This is a genomic window from Gemella sp. 27098_8_155, from assembly GCF_041433725.1.
Lineage (GTDB): Bacteria > Bacillota > Bacilli > Staphylococcales > Gemellaceae > Gemella > Gemella haemolysans_D.
Genome location: NZ_JAPWCA010000005.1, coordinates 88491 through 112489, shown reverse-complemented (window position 1 = coordinate 112489; position 23999 = coordinate 88491). Strand labels below are relative to the sequence as shown.

The 23999-nt window shown below is 29.1% G+C and carries 23 protein-coding genes; 7 read left to right on the top strand and 16 right to left on the bottom strand.

The window, feature by feature from the left end; genetic code table 11:
* Positions 1-137: 137 nt before the first annotated feature.
* The 6 genes from O5Y44_RS03800 to O5Y44_RS03775 form a co-directional block, all read right to left on the bottom strand.
* A complete protein-coding gene (locus O5Y44_RS03800) occupies positions 138-281 on the bottom strand; it encodes a hypothetical protein (RefSeq protein WP_271966389.1) in 144 nt (47 codons plus the stop codon).
* A gap of 30 nt (positions 282-311) precedes the next feature.
* The gene (locus O5Y44_RS03795) at positions 312-446 is read right to left on the bottom strand and encodes a hypothetical protein (protein WP_271966390.1); all 135 of its coding nucleotides are present in this window, start codon (positions 444-446) and stop codon (positions 312-314) included.
* Between the two features lie 88 nt (positions 447-534).
* Positions 535-1128 (bottom strand): DUF4391 domain-containing protein, encoded by a 594-nt coding sequence (locus O5Y44_RS03790; RefSeq protein WP_271966391.1) that lies wholly within the window; start codon positions 1126-1128, stop codon positions 535-537.
* Positions 1129-1571: 443 nt separating this feature from the next.
* Positions 1572-2855, bottom strand: a complete 1284-nt coding sequence (locus O5Y44_RS03785) for a hypothetical protein (RefSeq protein WP_271966392.1) — start codon at positions 2853-2855, stop codon at positions 1572-1574.
* Between the two features lie 335 nt (positions 2856-3190).
* Positions 3191-3673, bottom strand: a complete 483-nt coding sequence (locus O5Y44_RS03780) for a GNAT family N-acetyltransferase (protein WP_271966393.1) — start codon at positions 3671-3673, stop codon at positions 3191-3193.
* 185 nt (positions 3674-3858) lie between these two features.
* On the bottom strand, positions 3859-4272 hold the full coding sequence (locus tag O5Y44_RS03775; RefSeq protein ID WP_271966394.1) for a hypothetical protein: 414 nt from the start codon (positions 4270-4272) through the stop codon (positions 3859-3861).
* A 206-nt stretch (positions 4273-4478) separates the two neighbouring features.
* Here O5Y44_RS03775 and O5Y44_RS03770 point away from each other — a divergent pair, with 206 nt between their 5' ends.
* Together O5Y44_RS03770 and O5Y44_RS03765 are read left to right on the top strand one after the other, a co-directional pair.
* A complete protein-coding gene (locus O5Y44_RS03770) occupies positions 4479-4973 on the top strand; it encodes a type II toxin-antitoxin system RelB/DinJ family antitoxin (RefSeq protein WP_271966395.1) in 495 nt (164 codons plus the stop codon).
* A 333-nt stretch (positions 4974-5306) separates the two neighbouring features.
* Entirely contained in the window at positions 5307-6296 is a 990-nt protein-coding gene (locus O5Y44_RS03765) for an alpha/beta hydrolase fold domain-containing protein (protein WP_271966396.1), read from the top strand.
* A gap of 149 nt (positions 6297-6445) precedes the next feature.
* Here O5Y44_RS03765 and O5Y44_RS03760 read toward each other — a convergent pair whose 3' ends face one another.
* The 8 genes from O5Y44_RS03760 to O5Y44_RS03725 all read right to left on the bottom strand — a co-directional run bounded on the left by O5Y44_RS03760 (position 6446) and on the right by O5Y44_RS03725 (position 13690).
* Complete coding sequence (locus tag O5Y44_RS03760; RefSeq protein WP_271966397.1) at positions 6446-6901, bottom strand: type II toxin-antitoxin system HicB family antitoxin; 456 nt, start codon at positions 6899-6901, stop codon at positions 6446-6448.
* 28 nt (positions 6902-6929) lie between these two features.
* Complete coding sequence (locus tag O5Y44_RS03755) at positions 6930-7115, bottom strand: type II toxin-antitoxin system HicA family toxin (RefSeq protein ID WP_271966398.1); 186 nt, start codon at positions 7113-7115, stop codon at positions 6930-6932.
* Positions 7116-7525: 410 nt separating this feature from the next.
* The gene (gene gatB, locus O5Y44_RS03750) at positions 7526-8953 is read right to left on the bottom strand and encodes an Asp-tRNA(Asn)/Glu-tRNA(Gln) amidotransferase subunit GatB (protein ID WP_271966399.1); all 1428 of its coding nucleotides are present in this window, start codon (positions 8951-8953) and stop codon (positions 7526-7528) included.
* 13 nt (positions 8954-8966) lie between these two features.
* The gene (gatA, locus tag O5Y44_RS03745; protein WP_271966400.1) at positions 8967-10424 is read right to left on the bottom strand and encodes an Asp-tRNA(Asn)/Glu-tRNA(Gln) amidotransferase subunit GatA; all 1458 of its coding nucleotides are present in this window, start codon (positions 10422-10424) and stop codon (positions 8967-8969) included.
* Between the two features lie 17 nt (positions 10425-10441).
* The gene (gene gatC / locus O5Y44_RS03740; RefSeq protein WP_271966401.1) at positions 10442-10732 is read right to left on the bottom strand and encodes an Asp-tRNA(Asn)/Glu-tRNA(Gln) amidotransferase subunit GatC; all 291 of its coding nucleotides are present in this window, start codon (positions 10730-10732) and stop codon (positions 10442-10444) included.
* A 572-nt stretch (positions 10733-11304) separates the two neighbouring features.
* Complete coding sequence (locus O5Y44_RS03735) at positions 11305-12141, bottom strand: alpha/beta fold hydrolase (protein WP_271966402.1); 837 nt, start codon at positions 12139-12141, stop codon at positions 11305-11307.
* A gap of 127 nt (positions 12142-12268) precedes the next feature.
* Positions 12269-13270: an NADP-dependent oxidoreductase gene (locus tag O5Y44_RS03730; RefSeq protein ID WP_271966403.1), complete on the bottom strand. Its 1002-nt coding sequence runs from the start codon at positions 13268-13270 to the stop codon at positions 12269-12271.
* A gap of 3 nt (positions 13271-13273) precedes the next feature.
* Positions 13274-13690 carry an Rrf2 family transcriptional regulator gene (locus tag O5Y44_RS03725; RefSeq protein WP_048802964.1) on the bottom strand — a complete coding sequence of 139 codons (417 nt, stop codon included), beginning with the start codon at positions 13688-13690 and terminating at the stop codon, positions 13274-13276.
* Positions 13691-14087: 397 nt separating this feature from the next.
* On the opposite strand from O5Y44_RS03725, the gene prmA reads away from it, so the two are divergent.
* The 4 genes from prmA to O5Y44_RS03705 all read left to right on the top strand — a co-directional run bounded on the left by prmA (position 14088) and on the right by O5Y44_RS03705 (position 20068).
* Positions 14088-15023, top strand: a complete 936-nt coding sequence (prmA, locus tag O5Y44_RS03720) for a 50S ribosomal protein L11 methyltransferase (RefSeq protein ID WP_271966404.1) — start codon at positions 14088-14090, stop codon at positions 15021-15023.
* Positions 15024-15144: 121 nt separating this feature from the next.
* A complete protein-coding gene (locus O5Y44_RS03715) occupies positions 15145-16767 on the top strand; it encodes a hypothetical protein (RefSeq protein ID WP_371465566.1) in 1623 nt (540 codons plus the stop codon).
* Between the two features lie 121 nt (positions 16768-16888).
* Positions 16889-18346, top strand: a complete 1458-nt coding sequence (locus O5Y44_RS03710) for a hypothetical protein (protein ID WP_271966406.1) — start codon at positions 16889-16891, stop codon at positions 18344-18346.
* A 180-nt stretch (positions 18347-18526) separates the two neighbouring features.
* On the top strand, positions 18527-20068 hold the full coding sequence (locus tag O5Y44_RS03705) for a hypothetical protein (protein ID WP_271966407.1): 1542 nt from the start codon (positions 18527-18529) through the stop codon (positions 20066-20068).
* 80 nt (positions 20069-20148) lie between these two features.
* Here the strand turns inward: O5Y44_RS03705 and O5Y44_RS03700 are convergent, their stop codons facing one another.
* Both O5Y44_RS03700 and O5Y44_RS03695 read right to left on the bottom strand, forming a co-directional pair.
* Entirely contained in the window at positions 20149-21165 is a 1017-nt protein-coding gene (locus O5Y44_RS03700; protein WP_271966408.1) for a 2-hydroxyacid dehydrogenase, read from the bottom strand.
* Positions 21166-21272: 107 nt separating this feature from the next.
* Positions 21273-22340 (bottom strand): AEC family transporter, encoded by a 1068-nt coding sequence (locus O5Y44_RS03695; protein WP_271966409.1) that lies wholly within the window; start codon positions 22338-22340, stop codon positions 21273-21275.
* Between the two features lie 265 nt (positions 22341-22605).
* Here O5Y44_RS03695 and O5Y44_RS03690 point away from each other — a divergent pair, with 265 nt between their 5' ends.
* The gene (locus O5Y44_RS03690; RefSeq protein WP_371465565.1) at positions 22606-23991 is read left to right on the top strand and encodes an ISL3 family transposase; all 1386 of its coding nucleotides are present in this window, start codon (positions 22606-22608) and stop codon (positions 23989-23991) included.
* Positions 23992-23999 lie beyond the last annotated feature (8 nt).

Below are 23999 nucleotides of genomic sequence, written 5' to 3'. Positions count from 1 at the left end.
AATGTATTGATACTCTATTTTTAGTAATAAGAAATTACATATTAAATTATATATTAATTTACTGAAATATAAAACCTTATACTAAAAGAAGAATTCCAAGTATGATTCTTCTACTTAGAATTCTTTTCTTATAAACTCTACATATTAATTTTATTTTCCTTCTTATTATCTACTTTACTATCGTCTGTTTCTTGTTCATTACTTTCCGACTTCAAGATATCTTCTATCCACTCAAAAAAATCTCTTAGTTCTTCCTTGGATACCTTTAACTCATCGTACATAACCTAAAACTTCCTCTCCTCATTATTTTATTATTCTTTTATGATTTCATAATCAAATAATCCATCTATCAATTCAATTTTATTAATTTTATCGAAATCATATTCAAAGATAGAAGCAATAATTATCTGATTATCTGGAAAATCTCTTTTTAAAATATTCATCATTTTAACTCCCAAATTTTCATTTCAACATACTACTTATTTTATTTTATAATTCTTTTAATTCAGAAGTTAATTTCACTAGGCTATTACACTATTTTTCATTTTGTACTTTTTTTAAAAGACTATTAATTTGTTTTTGTATTTTTTCATGGTCTATACTATTTAATACTCTCTCTTTTAATGTATCACCTGAGAATCTATCTAATTCATTATTAGAGATACTATTTAATAGATTTTCATACATATCATCTAAGCTAATGCCAGAAAATTTTAATAGATTTTCATCTTCACTTAACCAATCTGATTGAAATATTTTTTGTATATTAATCGTTTCAGCTTCTCTACTAATTTCTTTATAACTTAATGAGTATTTTCTTTTATTGTTATACTCTAATACAAACAAAATATGATATGGTATATTTTCATCAATAATATATATAACTGAATCATCAATTTTATAATCATAGAGTTCTACTCTAAATACATCTATTTCTTCTACAAAAATACCTTTTGCTATCTTCATAGTTGTAGAATCTATTTTATTTTCCCATGTTATAGACTTAATCTGATTTTCGAAATAGTTCTTAGCTTTATTAGAAATGGATTTTTTAGTATAAGGATCTTTATAATACTTCTGTTTAGGAATACATCTATTAAATTCTGTACTTTTGGGTAATCCTAACATTTTTTTCACCTCTTTACTTTATACCAAGAAAATAAATTCATCCTGAACCTTTCGTTTTCAGTTCTGTAACTCCTCTAAATTTAAATAATCTATATATTTTTTATTTCAAGTGCGAATAGAATGCTGTAGTGCACTATAATTTGTCTATAAAATAAATCTATCTCACTTTCCCTTGTTAATCCCATTTTTTTAGGTATCGCTTACGCTTCTACTTTAACATTTTCTTATATTTTTTCATATACATATTCTGCATTTATACTCATCATAATTATCACTCCCATGTGTTTATTTTGATTATACACTTATATATTTCTATTAGCAATACAAATGAGGTGAAATTTAATTTTTATTTAGGACCTGCACTCATATTTTTATAGTTGTTACTTATAAAACAACTTTTTAACAAGATATAACTAATCATTTACTTAATATAAATAAAATACTTATTCATCATTTCCTGTATTTTTTAATATTTCTTTACTATATATTTCTGAACTATTTCCTAAATTTTTAATTAATTCATTAATTTGACTAGTTGGAATATTAAATTTAGGTTTGAAATTTTTCAATATTTCTGATGTACCACCTAAGTTACCAATAATTTTACTAATATTACTACTAATAGGAGAGAATAACTCCATATTATAATTACTTGTAAGGTTATTCATTATATTTTTTGAAATCTGATTATGTTTCTTAATTTTTTCTTCTAGATTTTTTCGAAGTATAAATAATTCTTTTTGATTTTCTGATAATACAACTTCTTTTAAACCGAAATTCATATTATTTAAATTTCCAGATAATTGGCTAAAAATTTCACTTGTCTCTATAGCATTTGAAAATGCATCTCTTAATGAAGTATAAACAGCTGATACATTTTCATTTTCTTTATATTTCTCTTCATTTATATTTATAATTTCATTTTCTAATGTTTTAATCAGCTTTTTCAATAGTTTTTTGATTGAGTTAAACTCACTACTCGAAAAATCTTTATTATGCATTACTTTGTTTCTACTTGATCGAATTGTTTCTAAATCCTCTTTCTCAAGTTTAATATTATAATTATAAAATAGCCTATCCCACAAAGATTTTTTAACAGTTTTTTCTAAGATTTTTTTTATGCGATTAATATTTAGATTTTGTTTTATTATTTCAACTTTACATGCTTCTATTACTTCTTCATTACTCCATTCTTCACTTTCATTAAATAAATAATTAATATAATCATTGAATGAGAATTCTTCTAATGCATTCTCTATATATTGTTTTTCATTAATACCTTTCGCTTTGTGTGATTTTTCAATTTCTTTACTTATGGTTTTTTCAACCCACTCAGTTTCATACACCTGAATAACTGTCAAATATATAAACTGGCGAAGCGTCCTTTCAAATTTAGAAATAATAACAGATGCTTTATCGCAAAAATATCTTGATGAATCATCATATATTGTGATAATTCGATAATTTTTCCTATGCTCTCCATTTTTTATAGCTTTTTTTATCTCTTCGATTAGTTTTGCATTTCTTAGATTATTTCCACTTTTAGTAGTAGATATATTAAAAACAATATTATTACTTTCTTGAGCTTTTACTATATCAAACTTATAATTTACTTTCTTATAAAAAATTTCATTATTATTAATTTCAAATACACTACTAAAATCACTCTTTAATTCTTCAATATCTATATTTTTATATTTATGTAAAAATAATAATTTTAAAATCATTTTATCCCTCTCTTAATATTTCTATTAACTTAATCAACTATATAATTATTATGTTTAAATTAATTCATTATAATAATAAAATATAACCTGTACAATTTTATGTACTAATAAAACAAAAAATAATCATCTTTGCTCTGACCGGAAAAGATGATTATTTTTTATTAATAAATCTACTTGAATCATCGTTAAAAAATTGGCAACCTCTTTTAAAGATCAGCATTTACTTTTTAACTTTTCAATACTTAAATATCTATTTTTTTCTATCTTCTTAAGACTATTTTATGTCTTAAGTATTAGAGTTGATAATATTATAACTAAGAAAAGAGTTAACTCTTCTATAACTTCATAATAGCTACTATCTCTTCTCCGTCTTTTTCCTCTGTTTCTACAAAACCAACTGACTTATATAGTTGTCGTGCTACATCATTATCACTTTCATAAGATAACCAACAATATTTTGCTGTTTCACAAGGAAAAGTATTAACAAATTCCATAGCTAAATTCATCACTTTTTTACCAAATCCCTTACCTTGGAATTTTTTATCTATCATAAGACGCCATATATTATAATTCCCTTTAGCAATCTTAGGAGCACCTTCATCATCTGAATTTACATCAAAACCTATCATTAGAAAACCAATAGGTATATCGTCTTTATAAATACCAAATGTAAATACATGATTATTCTCAGTAATTGCTATATACGCTTCTATGATACTACTATTATTTGTAGCTACAAAACTCTTCTGATTATCAAAAACCTCTAATTTCAGAATCTCTCCTACATTGTTTCTATTAATCTTTTTCAATTCAAGCATAATTTAATCCCCATTGATTTTTTAATTTGAATATGATATTTATTTTTATAATTATAAAATGATTTCGTAACGTTTATATCCTGTTTCTCAGTATCTCTAACAAAGATTCTAATTTATAAACTTCGTTATTTTTCCTTCTTTTTTGTATGTTTCTACTGCTTTTGCTACTCTCTCGAAGTCACGCCTTAAGCTATAAGGATATCTCTAAATAATCTATATCCTAGTTTTTCGTTTACTTCGAATGCTAGTGTGTATAGTTCATATGTTTCCATCGAGTCAAAGTTTTCGTGTGCTTTTACTACATCTACTAATATGTCGTCACAATGTTCGACTAACGCTTTTTCTAGTCTATCATTTAAGAATTTTGATTTATCTAGAGTATATTTATACATTTCTCTTGATGTAGTTGAGAAATCTGCTACTAAACTTTCTCTATCTAGTTTATCGTATAGTTCATATCCTAACTGTTCATTTACATCTTTTGCGATTTCTACCAATCTTTCTTCTGATACTGGCTCTAAACTATATGCTGCGTTATTAACTTCCGATAATGCGTTGTAGTTTTCTTCTATCGCTTTTTGTAATAATTCTAATTTCATAAAGATCCTCTCAATAGTATTTCTTTCATTTATTCTTACATAACATTATACCATATTTATTGAAAATTATTTTATCACTTATTACTATATTTATTCTTTTTATCCCTACTGTTAATTCTTTTCTATGCCTTTTTTTCATTCAAACACCTCTTGAAAAATCTGTATTTCTACGTTAAAATTAATGTATTAACTAAGGAGAGTTTGAAATGAGTGAATCGAAAATTGTTTTAACTATTGATAATGAATTAAAAAATGAAGCTGAAGATTTATTCTTTAGTCTTGGATTAAATCTAGAAACTGCTATTAGCATGTTCCTTACAAGAGCTGTTAATGAAGGTGGGATACCTTTTGAAGTAAAACAAACAAAATACGTTGAAAGTCCTGATTTTATCTCTAGTCACTTCACTATTAAATCAGCTGTATATGAGATTAATGAATACATAAAAGATAGATTTAACGAAGAACCTTCATTTTATCTAGCATGTGAAAATAGAGGTCTTACAGATGATGAAGCTAGTAAATTATTCATTCTATTTTCTAATAATACTGAAGAGATTGATCAAGAAGAGTTCACAGAAAAAAATATTGATAACCTAGTAGAATTATCTACAATCGCCTTTCCAGCATTAAGACGACTATCAGATGAACAACTACGTGATATCGTGAATGCATATATTACAAACTACTATTTAATTAGATAATAAAAACTAAACGATGAACTTTTAGGAGTGATTTTAAAATCAATTAGTATAGATTTAAAATCACTTCTTTTTTTATTTAGCTATGTAATTTTGAAAAACGTAAAATTGTATTGGCAGTAGACTTCCAACTTTTATATTTTTTACCTCGAATTGGAAGTTCACTTCCAACTTTTGTCTTTTTCCCTCTAAATTGGAAGTTGAGTTCCAACTCTATTTATTTATTCTTTATTCCATTTCCTCAGATTTTTATTTTTACATTCTTTTTATTTTCTGATAAACTATAATTGGAAATAAATAAAACACTTACATTTATGTAAATAAGAGGAGATTAAAATGGCAAAATTCAATAAAAAAGTTGTTTCACTAGCTTCAATTGCTGCAACATTACCTGCCCTAATCGGTAGCTATGCAGGTTATCAAAAATTACGTTATAAACGTAGTGCAAAAGCTGGTTTAATCGAGTTATATCTTGGTAATAAATATAAGAAGCTAAGAGATATCGATGAAACTAAAAGATTAGAAAAGCAAAAGTTAGATAATGCTGAGGAAAGTGTAAATGTATATGAATTCGATACTAAATCTAAATTCTATACTAGTATTGTCTCTGATAGACAGGTATGGCATTTAAACAGTTTTAATAATTCTAATTCTACTATTTTCTATATTCATGGTGGCTCTTACGTTCATGAATTCGTAGATATTCAATGGGAAATGGCTGATAAAATTGCTAAAGAAGCTGATGCTGAGGTTATTATTCCTGATTACGGATTAGCCCCACTATATACTTATAAAGATAGCTATGAACTTCTAACAAAATTATACACAGACTACGTTGCTGAGAATCCAGATAAAGATGTCTATATTATGGGAGATAGTGCTGGTGGTGGCTTAGCTCTAGGATTAGTTCAAGACTTTGTTCGAAATAATATTAAACTACCAAAAGGCCTTATTTTACTAAGTCCATGGGTTGATTTAACTATGTCGAATCCTGATATTAAAAAATATATCAAAAAAGATCCTCTACTACACGTAGATACTCTACTAGCTGATGCCAAATCTTGGGCTGGTGATGCAGACTTATCTGATTGGAAGGTTTCTCCATTATACGGTGAGATGAAGAATTTACCAGAGGTATTATTATTCTCAGGAACACGTGAATTATTATATCCTGACATAGCATTATTAGCTGAAAAACTTCGTGAAGCAAATGTTAAGACTGAATTCGAAATTGGTAAAAACTTAAACCACGTATACCCTGCCTTCCCAATACCAGAGGCAACTAAAGCCATTTCTAAAATTGTTGAGTTTGTGAAGAGTAAATAGTAAAAGTTAAATACAAAAAAGATGTACTCAAAATTATGATTAAAAAATCTATTTTTGAGTGCATCTTTATTTAGTATTATTCTCAACATTTAAAACTATTTTTTAAATTTAAAATATAAAATATTTCAAGAATTACAATCGCTTATTTTCTATTTATACTTAATAGTTTCTTCTGCTATAGCATTCGTTAATAATTGTGAAAAATTAATATTGTATTTTACTGCAATATCATTAGCCCATTTAGGAATAGACAATGTCTTTTTTATTAACGTGTTACTATCTAAATATTCTCTCAAATCTACAACAACCATTGATACAAAGGATTTATTAAGAACATAATAATCCTTCATCTCAGGATCATCTTTAAAAGGAAAATCATCTTCAATTGACAACTCATTTATATTACTTGACTTAGGTAATCTTTCTCCATCTTCCAAATAATCACTAAGAGCTAATCCTAAATAATCTGATGCCATACTCATTGATTCTGCTATACCTATCCCCTGTGTTCCACTTCCTTTTAAATCTGGAAAATAAACATTATAAATCTCTTTTTCTTCACTTTCTTTGTTAAAATAAAAAATTGCTGGATAACTTACTAACATTATATCACCTCATTAATTCGGAGCTGGATTATAATAATCCAGCATCCTTTAATATACCCTTCTCTGTGAATTTATTCAATTCACCTTTCGGGATAATGATAGGTCTCTTCTGTCCAGGTTTTTTCATTTTTACATGAGATCCCTTTCCGCCTTTACATAAAGTAAAACCGTACTTTTTCAACAGTTTAACCATCTCTTCTTGTGTCATCGGCATAATATTTAACCTCCTGACATTTTAACTATACTACGTATTTATACGTATGTCAATTATATTACTCCTATTTTTCAAAATATATTCTACTTAAATTGAATATTTTCAATTTTCCACTTTTTCATCTGCGAATGTCCATTTTTATTCCCTAATGTCCACTTTAAAACCGTTAAAGTCCAGTCTTACTACCTAATATCCACTTTTTTAACCATGAAAGTCCAATTTAACTTCCCAATGTCCACTTTTTTTGGGAAATATCCAGTTTTATTTCCCAACACCCGCTCTTTTTTTCTATTAAAATATATTTTTCAAACTAATTCCTGCTCTATTTATATTTAAGTCGATTACCAAATACAACAAAAACTCGAAACAAAGATTTTTCCTTGTTTCGAGTTCGTTTAATATTTTCGTTATTATCGTTTTGCGATTTCTTCTAATAACATTTTGTTGATCATTTGTGGGTTGGCTTGTCCTTTTGAGGCTTTCATGATTTGACCTACTAAGAAACCAATCGCACGGTCACGACCGTTTTTGTAGTCTTCGATAGATTTTGGATTGTTATCTAATGCTTCGTTTACCCAAGCTAATAATTGTCCACTATCTGATACTTGTACAAGACCTTTTTCTTTAACGATTTGTGCAGCATCTCCACCGTGTTCGATAAGTTCTGCGAATACTTTTTTAGCGATTTTACTTGAGATTGTTCCGTCAGTGATTAATTTAATCATTCCTGCTAAACCTTCTGCAGTTAGCGCTGTTTCTTTAAGTTCTTTTTGTACTTTGTTTAAGTATGCATTCACATCTACCATTAAGTAGTTAGAAGCTAATTTTGGATCTGCTCCTAAAGCCACAGTTTGTTCGAACATATCTGACATTTCTTTAGTTAATGTAAGAACGTGAGCATCGTATGCTGGTAATCCAAGTTCTTCTTGGTATCTTCTTTGACGAGCATCTGGAAGTTCTGGAATAGTTTTTCTTACTTCTTCCATCCATTCATCAGAGATGATCATAGGTACGATATCTGGTTCTGGGAAGTAACGGTAATCGTCTGAACCTTCTTTAACACGCATAAGTTTAGTTGTTCCTGTTGTTTCATCGAAACGACGTGTTTCTTGGTCAATTTTTCCTCCTGAAAGGATAACTTGTTCTTGACGTTTTTCTTCGTACTCAAGACCTTTCTTAACGAAAGTGAATGAGTTTAAGTTTTTAAGCTCAGTTTTTGTACCGAATTCATCTTGACCGTAAGGACGGATTGAGATGTTTGCGTCACAACGCATTGATCCTTCTTCCATTTTAACGTCAGATACTTCGATATATTGAATGATTGAACGTAATTTTTCTAAGTAAGCATATGCTTCTTCTGGAGTTCTAATATCTGGTTCAGATACGATCTCGATAAGTGGTGTCCCTTGACGGTTAAGGTCAACTAGAGAGTAACCATTTTTGTGAGTTAATTTACCAGCATCTTCTTCAAGGTGAGCACGTGTAATACCGATACGTTTTGTTTCTCCGTTTACTTCGATATCAATCCATCCGTTTTCCCCGATTGGTTGGTCAAATTGTGAGATTTGGTATGCTTTCGGGTTATCTGGATAGAAGTAGTTTTTTCTATCGAATTTTGACTCGCGAGCTACTGTCATGTTAAGCGCCATTGCTGCTTTCATTCCCCATTCTACCGCTCTTTTGTTTACTACTGGAAGTACCCCTGGGTATCCTAAGTCGATAACGTTTGTGTTAGTGTTTGGTTCTGCACCAAAGTGAGCTGGAGATGGTGAGAATATTTTTGAATCTGTTTTTAATTCTACATGGACTTCTAGTCCAATTACTGTTTCAAAATGCATCTTGTTTCTCCTATTATAATTCTATTATTTTATCATGTAAGTTGTAGTGTTGTTCGAAGTTGTACGCTACATCGTATAGTGTAGATTCTGCGAATGGTTTAGCAATGATTTGCATACCGATTGGACGGTTACCTTTGAATCCACATGGAATACTGATACCTGGTAATCCAGCCATGTTTACTGGAATTGTTAAGATATCGTTAGCGTAGATTTTAATTGGATCTCCTACTTCTTCTCCAATGTTGAATGCTACTGTTGGAGCAGTTGGCCCAATAATTACATCGTATTCTTCGAATACTTTATCAAAGTCTTGTTTGATTAGTGTACGAACTTGTTGTGCTTTTTTGTAGTATGCATCGTAGTATCCTGAAGATAATACGTATGTTCCTAACATGATACGACGTTTAACCTCAGCTCCAAATCCTTCTCCACGTGTTTTTTTGTAGATTTCTTCAAGGTTTGTTGCGTTTGGACTTCTAAATCCGTAACGAATACCATCGAAACGAGAAAGGTTTGAACTTGCTTCAGCAGAAGCGATGATGTAGTAAGTTGAGATAGCGTAGTCTGTGTTTGGAAGACTTACTTCTTCTACGATAGCTCCTTGGCTTTCTAGGTATTTAACACCTTCAAGTACGACTTGTTTAACTTCTTCGTCAATTCCGGCACCGAAGTATTCTTTAGGAAGAGCGATTTTCTTACCTTTGATATCTCCAGTGATGATTTTGCTGAATTCTGGCACTTCTACAGGTGCGCTAGTCATGTCGTTAGCATCTAATCCTGAGATGATTTCTAATACACGAGCGTTATCTTTTACTGTACGAGTCATTGGTCCGATTTGGTCTAGTGATGAAGCGAATGCTACTAATCCAAAACGAGATACACGTCCGTATGTTGGTTTTAATCCAACGATACCACAGTATGAAGCTGGTTGACGTACAGAACCACCAGTATCACTTCCTAGAGTGAAACTAACTTGTCCTGCTGCTACTGCTGTAGCTGAACCACCACTTGATCCTCCTGGTACTGCATCTAAGTCGTGAGGGTTACGAGTAAGTTTGTAGTAAGATGTTTCAGTAGATCCACCCATTGCGAACTCGTCCATGTTTAATTTTCCTAAAAGAATTGGGTTTTCTTTGTTAAGTTTGTTCATTACTGTTGCATCGTAAATTGGATTGAATCCTTCTAAGATTTTTGATGCACAAGTTGTTTGAATATCTTTTGTAACGATGTTATCTTTGATTCCCATTGGGATACCGAATAATTTACCTTCAGCGCGTCCTTCTTCTTGAGCACGGTCTAAAGCTTCGGCTTGTTTTAATGCTACTTCTTCAGTTACTGTAATGAATGACCCTACTTTTTCATCAGTAGCTTTGATTCTGTCTAGTGATTCTTTTACTAAATCACTTGGTTTAATTTCTTTATTTTTAAGTTTAAGTTCTAAACTTTCAATTGATTCATGTAATAAACTCATTAAATTATCTCCTTATTTTATTCAATAATAGTAGGTACTTTGAATTGTCCTGCTTCAGTTTCGTGAGCATTTTTAAGAACTTCTTCTCTATCCATTCCTGGTTTTGCAACATCCTCACGGAAAACATTCACTAAGTCTAAAACGTGATATGTTGGTTTTACATTTTCTGTTGGTGCGTTGTTGATTGTATTGAATAAATCTACAACTTTCTCTAATTTTTCGATGTATCCATCTACTTCACTTTCTTGGATTTCTAATCTAGAAAGATGAGCGATGTGAGCTACTTGTTCTTTCGTAATTGTTGTCATAAGTGCCTCCATATTTTTATCAATTTTAACTTCTAATATTAGCCAAACCGCATATAATTTGAAATAAAAAAACGCCCCATATAGTCATTTAACTACATGGGACGATTACTAGTTTCGTGGTGCCACCCGAATTCATACCAGTTTCCTGATACCTTTCAACTTATATTCGGTTTTATAAAGAGTGTTGCTTATTTCAATCATTATTATTTAATCTTTCAGCCTAAGGATTAAACTCTCTTCTAAAAAAAACATGAAATAAAAGTCTCTTTACTAATATTTTATATTACGGTTTACTTAGTCTATATTATACTAAACAACCGTCATTGTCAAGGATTTTATTAGAAATGTTAGAGTGAGTGAAGAATTATTACTCTTTGTAATTGAATTTCTAATCGCTCTATACTGAATATGTGTTTGTTATTTTTATTAGTTAGGGACAATTCGACAAAATCGACTTTCGAATCACGCCCTCTTTAAAGTGCTACTTTGTTCTTCTAGGTTTTAAAGCTGATAAACCGTGTGTCTTAAGTATAATTATTTTTTAACAATCTACTTTTAATTAGTTTGTCATCTTATTCTCCTAAAAATTCTATTAACTCTTTTGAAAATTCATCTGCATATTGGAATAATGATCCGTGCGCTGCATTTGGATAAATTATTAATTTACTATTTTCTATTTTTTGATGCATGTTATACGAGTTAACTGTAGGTACCATTAAATCTTTATCTCCATTTACAATTAGTGTAGGTTGAGTAATAAATTTTAAATCATCATATCCTACAGTACTCCAACGTTTAATTGCTTTTAATTGTCCTAAAAAGCCTGGTACTTTCATCTCTTCATCTGCATTTTCTTTACTACGACTTGCTAATCTATCTAGTACTTTATTCGCTTCTATTTTTCCTTTTTCATCGTGGTTATAGAAGATAAATCTCTTAGGATCCACCCTCTTTAATCCAGCTTTTAGCATGAATTTGAAAGTAGTACTAGTTACAGTTCCGATTCCTTCTCCATCTCTTGGCCCTGTTCCTACTAATATTAATTTATCAACTAAATCGCTAGCTAATCTTGTTACTTCTTGAGCTATCATTCCACCCATTGATAATCCTAGTAAGTTAATTTTATCGTAACCTAATTCTTTAATTATATCTATTGCTTGTTGTCCCATTCCTGGAATTGTTGTAGCTACTTTCCCTTCACTTCCTCCAACTCCTGGTAGGTCTAATAAGATAATATGATGTTTTTCTGCTACTAGGTCGATAAATTTCGGATCCCAATTATCCATTGTCGCTGCTAAGTGTACTAACATCACTAATGGTTTTTCTGATTTACCTTTATTAATTTCTCTATATGCTATTTTTAATCCATTAACATTAATGTATTCATTTCTTTTATTTATATATGACATGATTGTCTCCTAACTTTATTGTGTTTGTTGATATTTTGCGATAATAAGAGCGACTTTGAAAAATCGATTATTAAGAAACCATAATTTTCTAGTCGCACTCTTCTTTCATTATTTCTATATTTTTATATTATTTAAAACTTAAAACTGTTTTACCTCTTGAACGGCCATTAGCTACTTTATCTAATGCTTTATTTACATCTTTAAAGTCAAATACCGTGTCTACCGATGGTTTAATTTCTAATTTTGTGAAAATGTCAGCTACTTCTTGAAGTTGTTTACCATTCGATTCTACGAAAATGAAGTCATATGATACACCATATTTATTTGCCATTTTATCGAATTTTCTTCCAGCTAATCCTAGAATAAATTGTTTCCACCAAGCTAAGTTCATACGTTTAGCAAAACTTCCATTTGGCATGGCTCTTAGTGAAACTAATTTACCACCAGATTTCATAATAGTCATTTGTTTTTCTGTTTCTGCTCCACCTAAAGTATCAAGCACATAATCAACATCTTTTAGTACTTTCGTATAATCTGTTGTTTTATAGTCGATGAACTGATCAACACCTAGTTTTTCAACACGTTCTTTGTTTTCTACACTACCGTTAGTGATTACTGTCAGATCTTTTGCTTTAGCGATTGGAATAGCCATACCACCTACTCCACCTGTTCCACCTGAGATGAAGATTGTTTTGCCTGACTCTGCTCCCATAAGATCTAAAGCTTGCATAATTGTTAATGCTGTTAATGGAACGGCTGCAGCTTCTTCATCAGTTAAATAATCTGGTACTTTAGCAATTGAATCTTGGTTAATAGCTACAAATTCAGCAAAGGCTCCGATTTTATCTAATGGTAATCTAGAGAATACTCTATCTCCAATTTCAAAATTAGCTACACTACTTCCTTTTTGTTCAATAATACCTACTACTTCATTACCTGCAACTTGTGGAAGTTTGTAAGGTACGATAATCTTTACTTCACCACGTGAAACCATATTATCTAGTGGATTTACTCCAGCTGCTGTAACTTTTACCAACACTTCACTTTCACTTATTGTAGGTACTGCTACTTCTCTAATTTCAAGTTCTATATTATTTTTATTGTATTTTGTGTGTACGGCTGCTTTCATTGTTTATTTTTCTCCTATTATGTATAATTCTTTAATTAATTTTTCTAATGTTTTACTTTCTAGTTTTTTATAAAAAGCTTCTTGTGCTTCATTAAATACTGGCTGTAATAAATTTTCGATATTTAAACCAACTGGGCATTCTTTATTAGCACCTTCATGGATATTTACTAAGTATTTATCAGGATAAATGATTTGATAAATTTCTGATAATGTAATGTCTTTAGGCTCTTTCGCCAATGTTATTCCTGTTTTTCCTTGTTGGCTTTCTATTAGTCCACCTTTTTTTAATACTGCCAAAATCTTTCTAATGTGACTACTATTTGTGTTGACACTTTTGGCTAGTAACTCCGAAGAAACTACTTTATCTGTTTCTGAAATATATATTAGTATGTGTAATGCTACTGAAAATTTTGTATCCATATTATTCTCCTTTAGCTGTCTTTTTCTAAAATTATCCTAATATAATATTTAACTTGTTCTCGTATCTGATACAAGTATAAGTTTAACATCATATTTTTTATATGTCAACTACTTTTCAAATTTTTTAAATAATATTTAAAATAGCCACTTTATACAGCTATTATACAGATGAACTACTACATCCTTACCGTCATATTTTCTAATTTCATATAGCGCTAAAATTTTTAGAATATTTTACTGGGCAAATATTTCCTCGTATATTCTACACTCGAAATATTAACAGCTAATCCACCTTTTTAGTTGCTTAAATATTGAAAATAGTATAATATGTGTAGGTATGTAGATTACTAGAATACTCTAGTTAATATGTAAAAATAAAATATTTGAGAGGTATAAAATGGAAAATTGGGTTGAAATTACAATTCATACTACTAATGAAGCTAGTGAAATAGTGGAGTCTATTCTTCTTGATTATGGATCAACTGGGGTTGCTATCGAAGATCCTACTACTCTTGAGGAGAACTTACATGATGATTTCGGTACTATCGTTGAGCTTAGTCCTGCTGATTATCCTGAAGTCGGGGTTATCGTTAAAGGATACATCAATGAGCTAAATTTTGATGAAGAAACTTTCAAGCGCTTTGAAGCTGAACTTCTTGCTTTAGGTGAAAATATCAACATTGGAGATTTCTTCAAAATTGAGACTACTATTATTCAAGATAGCGACTGGGAAAATTCTTGGAAAGATTATTTCGATATTCTTAATATCGGTGAAAAATTTGTTATTGTACCTACATGGCGTGAATATGATAATACTGAAGATAAATATATTATAAATATCGATCCAGGTATGGCTTTTGGTACTGGTGGTCACGAGACTACTTCTCTATGTATAAAAAACCTTGAAAAATATGTTCAAAGAACTGATAATGTTATCGATGTTGGTTGTGGAAGTGGTATTTTAAGTATCTCTGCTAGTTATTTAACTGATGGTAATATTAAAGCTGTTGACTTGGATAAGCTTGCTGTTGATGTTTCTTTTGAGAACTTCGCATTAAATAATCTTGAGAAAAGAATCGAAGTTGAACAAGCTAGTCTTCTTACAAAAGAAACTAAAAAATATAATATTATCGTAGCGAACATTCTTGCTCATATCATCGAGCTTATGATTGATGATGCGTATAACTTATTAGAAGATGGTGGTTACTACATCACTTCTGGCATTATCGAAGAGAAGAAAGATGAACTTCTTGAAAAAATGTTAGAACGTGGTTTCAAACTTGTAGAGGAAACTTCTGATAACGGATGGTATTCATTCGTAGTAACTAAATAATACAAACCTACTCTTAATTTTGTATAGAATATATATGAAATTAGGAGTTTTTTAATATTACTATGAAATATGGTAAATTTATTTTATAATAGTAATGAAAGCACTTAAAAGGAGAGATGTTATGAGTAATAATAATTCTAAGCCAAATAATAATAATTCAAATCAGAACACTAATCAAAATTATAGCAACTATAATCAAAATGGTTACAACGGACAAAATAACTATAATAACCAATACCAAAATTATAATGAACAAGGTTATCAAGAAGGATACAATCAACAATACCAAAATTATAATAACTCAAATCAGCAATATCAAAATAATCAACAGTATGACTATTCTAATCAAAATTATCAAACTAATAATCAATATAATTATGGTAATCAACAAAATAATGGTCAACAATATCAAAATTATCCAGGATCGACAAATAACCAACAATACCAAAACTACAATAATGTAAATAGTCAACCAAATTATAGTAACCAATATCAAAATTATAACAATCCTGCTCAAAATCAACAAAATACTCAAAACAATAGACAATTCTATCAAAACAATAATAGACCAAATAATCCACAGGGATTTAACCCTAATAAGAAAAAGAAAAGTAAACTTGTACCTATAGTTTCTAGTATTCTTGGTGTCGTACTTCTTAGTGGAGGCGGATTGTACTATTATTCAAAATCTACTAATAAACCTATCTCTAGCATTTTTTCTTTTGGTAAAAAATCAGATGAAGAACTTTATACTCCTATACTAGAGAAATATAAGAAGGCAATGGACTCTGGTGAGGTAAAATCTGATTCTGAGATTAATAATTTCGCAATCGAAAATTATAATTCAAAAGGAAAAAATAAAGATTACATCAAGTATGTATATTATGATATTGATGGTAATGGTAGAAATGAATTACTTATCTGCGATAAAGATAATCTAAATAGCCCTTTTGCGATATATTCTTATGATAATAGTAATAAGGTTAATTTAATTTACCAAGTTGAATCTGGTAATGATATTTCTAAATCTATATTCTATAATGATAAATCTATTTGGATACATGATACTACCAACAACAATGACACTTATATTGTCTATAAATTAAAAGATGATGGTTCAAAATTCGAGAGAGTTCACGATATTAACTTTGCCGAGTATAAAAAAATTAACAAAAAATTCAAAGATTCAATTTCATCTGAAGAGTTTGAATCTAAAGATGAATTCTTCAAAAAATATCCAATTCCTACTGATAAAATTGATTTTTCTAAATTAGGATATAAAGCATTATATTACTACAATGATCCTAATGCTCAAGAAGAAAAACAAAGTGACAACAACAATAATAATGAGGAGAAAGATGAAAATAAAGCTGAATTCAATAATTATCAGCTTGCAGTGATAGGACGAGTATTATTCTATGATTCTATCGATACACTAAACTCGATACGTCTAGATTATAATACTGGATTTATAATAGCTGGTAAAAACGGAACTTATGGAACTAGTTTAGGCACTAATGGTAGTGATATCCTAGTAACTAAGAAAAATGATGGTATCGACATAAAAGTATTAGATTATGATAAACCTGCTGCTCAACGTGATTTTAAAGTATATAAATCAGTAACTTATAAAGAAATAAAAGAAAAAATATCAAAAGAAGATTTAGATAAAATTAATAAAGTAATTGAGGAATACAAGAAAACTAACAATTATCAATCAGGTCGCGACAAAATAGAAGATTAATTTTAACTTCCTCACCTATTATTTGGGTGAGGTTTTTTTTCATATATTTTCTTATAATATTTTGAAAATAGTTAATCTTATTTTATAATAGTATTTAAATGAAGTTTATAGGAGAGTTTTTATGAGTAATAAAGATAATTTAAATAATAGTTCGCAGCCAAATAATAATAACATAAACAATAATGCGAATTTTGGACAACAATATCAAAATAATAATCAACAAAATAATAATGTAAATAACATGCAATATCAAAATTATAACGGTACTCCAAATAGTCAACAAGGTTACAATAATCAATATCAAGGGATAAATAACAATAGACCTCAACGCCCTTATAATAACCAAAATCAAAACTTATATAACAATTTTGGAAATAGACAAAATACTAATTATAATAATCAAGGTTACTATCAAAATACTAATGGTCAAAATTATCCACAAAGTTTTAATCAAGAAAAAAAGAAACGCTCAAAATTCGTTCCAATAGTTTCTAGTATTCTTAGTATCATTCTACTTAGTGGTGGTGGCTTATATTATTATTCAAAAACTACAAATCAATCTTTATCTAGTATTTTCTCATTTGGTAAAAAAGAAAAAGAGAAAGAAATTTACTCACCTATTTTAAGGAAATATAAAGAAGCTATGGATAGCGGTGAACAGCAGTTTGATTATGAGGTTAATAATCGTGTAATTGAACGATATAATTCTAGTTCTAAAGATAAAGATTATTTAGAATATAGTTACGATGATATTGATAATGATGGGAAAGATGAACTACTTGTTTTCGAAAAAGATAATTATGCTAGTCCAGCAGCAGTTTATTCTTATGATGAACAGAGTAAAATTAATGTTATTTACAAAGCTGAAACTAAATCTATTCAACCTACAACTTTCTATAAAAATAAATTAATAGTAGTTCAAGACAACGAAGGTTCTAACGATAGATACACGATTTATCAGTTTAAAGACAATGGTATAAGATATGAAATGGTTCATGATATAGACTTCGGTATACCAAAAGATTTAAGTGGAAAATACAAAGATATAATTACTAAAGAAGAATTTGATTCAAAAGATGAGTTCTTTAAAAAATATCCACTATCTGGTGAAAAAATTGAGTTTTCTAAGTTAGATTATCAATCTGTTTATAACTCTATTACTGAATCTAGTAGTAGCAATAATAACGAGAAAAAGCATGAGAGAAAAGTTGAGGATAAACCTAAATATACTAAAATGCAACTTGCTTTGATTGCTCGTGCTATTATGGCTGGTTCGACAGATCCTCTAGTATTACCATTAAACTATGATAGTTATTTCTCTATTCGTGCTTCTAAAAATGGTGTTGTTTCTGACTTCGGTACAAGAGCAAGTGTAGTTAGTGTTAATATTCGAGAGAATGATATTGAAATTATTGTAGTCGACTACTCTTCTCCAAATCGTATGTATGATGTTGCTAAAACTGTAACTTACAAAGAGATTCAAGAGACATTCAAAAAAGAAGATATGGATAGAATTAATAAAACTATCGAAGAATATAAGAAAACTAAAAGTTATAAAAATAATAAGATTGATGAATAACATAAAGATGTTACATTAGTAAATAAAAATATTATAAAGGAGCGTCTCAACAAAATTGATTTCTCTAAAATCATGATTTTTGAGGCACTTCGTCTTTTTTTATAAGTTTCAAATAATACTTTGAAAATACCTAATCTTATTTTATAATATAATTGAATATACTTATCCGGGAGAAACAAAATGAGTAAGAATAACGATAACTACAATAATCAACGAAATAATAATCAACAAAACACTAATCATAATAATGTAAATAACGAGCAACAAGGTTATAACCAACAATATTCAAACTACAATAACCAACAAGAATTCAACCAACAATACCAAAACTACAGTAATAACCAAGAAGGATTCAACCAACAATACCAAAACTACAGTAATAACCAACAAGGATTTAATCAACAACACAATAACTATGGTAACGGACAACAGGGATTTAATCAACAATATCAAAACTACAATAATAATCAACAAGGACTTAACCAACAATACCAAAACTTCAATAATAATCAACAAGGATTTAACCAACAATACCAAAACTACAGTGATCAAAAAAATCCTAATTTTATGAACACTCCTCAAAATCTTAATAATAACTTTAATCCCAACAAGAAAAAGCGTTCAAAATTCATTCCAATCATATCAACTATACTTGGACTTGTATTAATTGGTAGTGGTGGTTTATACTACTATTCAAAAACTACTAATAAATCTATCTCTAGTATTTTTTCTACTAGTAAAAATGATGATGAGATTTACGCTCCTATACTAGAGAAATACAAAAAATCTATGGATAATAATGAATTAGGAGAAAATTCTGAAGTTAATAAATTCGCGATTAAAAATTATGAAGAATATGGTAAAGAGAAGAATTATATAACTTATAGTTATTATGATGTAGATGAAGATGGTAAAAATGAATTAGTCATTGCTGAAAAAGATAAACCTAACAGTCCATTTGCTATTTATTCATATAATTCAAACAAAATTACAGTACTATATCAAGCTGAATCTAGAAATGATATTCCTCGTGCAAATTTCTATAAAGATAGAACTATATGGATTCACACGAAAGAAAAAAACTATGACAGATATGTCGTTTACAAACTAAATGATAAAAAAGATAAATATAATAAAATACACGACATCACAATATCTGAGAAAGAAAAAAAAGATGGAAAATATCTTGATACAATATCAAATAATCAATTCAGTAGTCTAGAAGACTTCTTAAAAAATAATAAAAAATCAAATGATAAACTAGACTTCTCAAAATCTGATTATAGATCAGTATATACTTACAATGAAAATAAAAATAATTCTTCAGAAGATAACAAAGAAACATCAAAAGTAGAATACACGAATTCACAACTTACTTTAATAGGACGAGCTCTTCTAGCGAATTCAACTAACTTTGATGAGATTATTATTAACTATGAATCACCATTTATAATGTCAGAAGATAATGGGAAATTTTCATCAAGTATGGGAACAGGTGGCAGTACAGTACAGGTTATCAAAACTAATGATGGTATAGAAATACAAACACTAGACTATGATAAACCCGTTGGTCAACGTGATTTTAAAACAGTTAAGAAAGCAACATATAAAGAAATTAAAGAAAAAATTACAGAAAAAGATTTAGAAAGAATAAATAGTATGATTGAGCAATATAAAAAAACTAAAAGTTATCAAGAAAATAAATATAGAATCAAAGATTAAGACACTTTTCTTCTATTAGGTCATTAAAAAATAAGAACTCCTAAGTAGAATTTCTACCTAGGAGTTCTCTTTATATATTTTTAATTAGCTTTTGGTAATTCAATAGCATTCGCTGTTGAACCTTTCGTTAACATATCATTTAAGTTATCATAACTGATTTCAATCATGTTTGATAAAGCTTCATCTGTATTAGAACCAACGTGTGGTGTAACTAATACTTTCGGATATAAATCAACTAATTCTCTAACTACTTGATCTGAGATGTCGTCTCCATTTTCGAAGTTTTTGAAGAAGAATTCTGCTTCATTTGCGAATACATCTGTTCCAAATCCATCAAGTTTACCAGATTTAATAGCTTCTAAAATAGCTGCATTATCTTGTAATTCTCCACGAGCTGTATTGATTAAGATTGCTCCATCTTTCATTTTTGAGATGAATTCTGCATTTACCATCTTATCATTTTTTCCTGGGAAGTATGGTACGTGTAAACTTACGATATCACATCGTTCTAATAAGTCGTCCATTTCAACAAATTTAACTACGTGTTTTGCTTCTTCACTTTGGAATACGTCAAATCCGTAAACATCAGCACCTAATCCTTTAAATAGTTTCGCTTCAGTTAGACCGATTTTCCCTGTTCCGATGATACCAACTTTACAGTTACGAATTTCTTTACTGAACATTGTTCCATCTACACGGAAGTCATATTTTGATGTTTTATTAACTGTGTGAGCAACGTGTCTTAGTAATGACATCGCTAATGTTAAAGATAATTCTGCAATTGCGTTTGGAGAATATCCTGGTACACGAGCAACACTCATATTGTAATCAGCTGCCGCTTGAAGATCGATGTGGTTGAATCCTACTGTACGAGTAAATACATATTTAATTCCGTACTCGTTCATTTTTTCAATATTAATTCTATCAGCAACACAGTTACCACGTAAGATTACTGCATCCATCCCTTCAGCTGTGGCGATATTATCGTGATTTAATAATTCTTCTACAAGTTTTAATTCAAAATTATATTTATTTAGTTTTTCAAAAAATGGTACTTCATTTGGTCTAACACCATAACATACAACTTTTAATGTCATTATCATTTCCTTCTTTCTTTATTCTTTATTATTAAAAACTAGACGAGACTGCTTATCGGCAATCCCGTCTTTTCATTATTACCGATTATAAAAATCTATCTTTTATATTAATGGAAAATTCCAAGTGAACCGATAATTTGTACAATTACGATCCATACTGGAGTAAGGATAACCGCTCCTAATGTTCCAAGTAATGATGCATTAGATGCTAATACTGCATCTTTATCAAAGCTAATAGCATACGCAGCTGCTACTGTTGCTGGAGGTGTTGCCATCATAACAACGATTGTTCCTAAAGCTGTAAGGTCAACTGGTAAAACGTGTGTTACAGCTAATACCGCTAAGATTACGATATTAATAGCTGGAATAACGATAAGTTTAACAGCTGTGTAGTACCAAGTTGGTTTGTTTGATAGTGCATCTTTGAATGATACTGAACCTAGTGTAGCTCCGATTGCTAACCATGCTAATGGAGATGCTAAACTAGATAAGTATGTTAAAATTTGTTTGAATTGTGGTAATGTTTGGTCAAGTCGTAAGAATGCATATTCTTTAACAACTGTTTGCCCGTCTTTTACAGTTGATACTGCAACTTGCGGTAAACTTCCTTGGAATAACCAAATGAATAAACCTAGGAATGTTGCGATAACGATTGGATTTAAAAACATTGTCTTAACATTTTTCATCGTCATTTTTAATCCACTCATTTTAATATATCCATATGAGTATAAGAAGATACGATATCCAATGTTAAAGATAGATGCGTAAAGTGTTCCAGTTGGACCATAAATAGCTGTTACTATTGGAATTCCGAAGAATGTTGTTGATCCAAAGATAGAAAGAACGCGCATTGTATCTTGTTGATCACCTTTAAATTGCATGAATAAAGGTTTACTAATAATAATTAAAACTATATATACTAAAATACCCCAAATTAATACGTTAAGACCTTGTTTTAAACTCTTTTCATTTATATCAACTAAGAACGAGTTAAACGCAAGGGCTGGTAATGAAACTGTAAGTACTACAGAAGTAAGTACCTTCCCGATTGAATCATTAAATACACCCTTTTTACGTAAGAAGTATCCTAATAAAATAATAGCTATACTTGAAATAATAGCGGTATTAATTTTTTGATTCGTCAATGTTTTAGTAAAAACATCTAAAAAATTCATAACTGTATAAACTCCTTTGAAAAAAATATTTTAGTGTACTAATACACTTTTAAGACTTTTTAAGTGTATCATTATATAATAATTTTTCCAATATTTCTAAACTATTCGAAGTTATTTAATTAAAGTAAAAATAACGAGTCTATAATAAATACGGTTGATAATAAATATCAGCCGTATTTAAATTTATAAAAAAATAGAAAAGAATGTAAAATTCCTCTATAATTTAAGTATGAGCAAAAAATCAAGAAAGGAAATTTACATTCATATGTGTAATTATAGCAAATCTCTTAAAATAACGCTACAAATAACTGACAAAAATATAAAAATTCTAGATAAAACAGATGAAATTGAAATAAATGGTTGTAAGCATCTAGTTTATTATGGAGTATTGGAAGCTTCATCTAACTTTTGTCCTTATTGCCAAAAATGTAAGATAATTAATAACGGTTATAGAAAAGTAAAGGTTAAAATGCCCTCTATTTCTGACAAACCAGCTATCTTATACTTAAATAAACATCGTTTTATATGTAGAGGTTGTCGTAAATCCTTTACAGCTGAAACTACTGAAGTTAGGAAGAATTCTAATACCTCTAAAAATCTACGAGCAGGTATTATTAAAAGATTGTCTAAAGAGAATACTTTAAAAGAAATAGCTGAATCTTGTGCTGTATCTACTAATACTGTATTAAGAATACAATGTGATCTATCTAAAACTTTAGAAAGACCTAAAACCTTACCTGTTTGTATGTGCTTTGATGAAGTGTCTTCTACTTCCGATAGTATAAGTAAAATGAGCTTCGTGTATGCAGATGCATTAACTCATAAAATACAAAATATACTTCAGGGGAGAACTAACAAGATTATTAAAGACTACTTCTTATATTATTCTTATCAAGAGCGTTGTAAGGTCAAAGCAGTAGTTATTGATATGAATTCAGGTTATAAAAGTATTATTAGAGAACTTTTCCCTAATGCGAAGATAGTTATCGATAGATTTCATATTATTCAACTAGTTAATAGAGCTTTTAATAAATATAGGGTGTCATTTATGAACAGTATTAAAGACAAGAATAAAGAGTTATACAGACAATTGAAATGTTATTGGAAGAATCTTCTTACAAGTTATGATGAATTAGATAATGGTACCCACAAGAAGTTTAAATACTTTAAGTACATCACTACTGAACAAGATATCATCAACTACCTAATTAAGCAAGATTCTCAGCTTTATAAGTGTTATTGGCTTATCCAAGACCTTAGAGAAGCTCTTGAAAAAGATGATTTTGATAGGTTTAAAGCTTTAATTAATGATAAATCTACTTTACCTAGATATATGTTTACAGCTATTAAAACACTTAGAAAATATAAAAGACAAATTAAAAATACTATGTATTACAATGGGCTATCTAATGGTCCTTTAGAAGGAATTAACAATAAAATTAAAGTTATTAAACGTATTTCTTATGGTTATAGATCTTTTAGTAACTTTAAAGCTAAAATACTACTTGTATTCAGCTTATTTATACCTTCTGAAACTAATAAGAAACCTAGATATTCGAAAGAAGAGCGCCAAGATATTCTCGATAAAAAGAAAGAAATAAGACTAAAACGAAAAAATAGGAAAAAAGCTATACTACTTAATATAGCATAGCTTTCTCC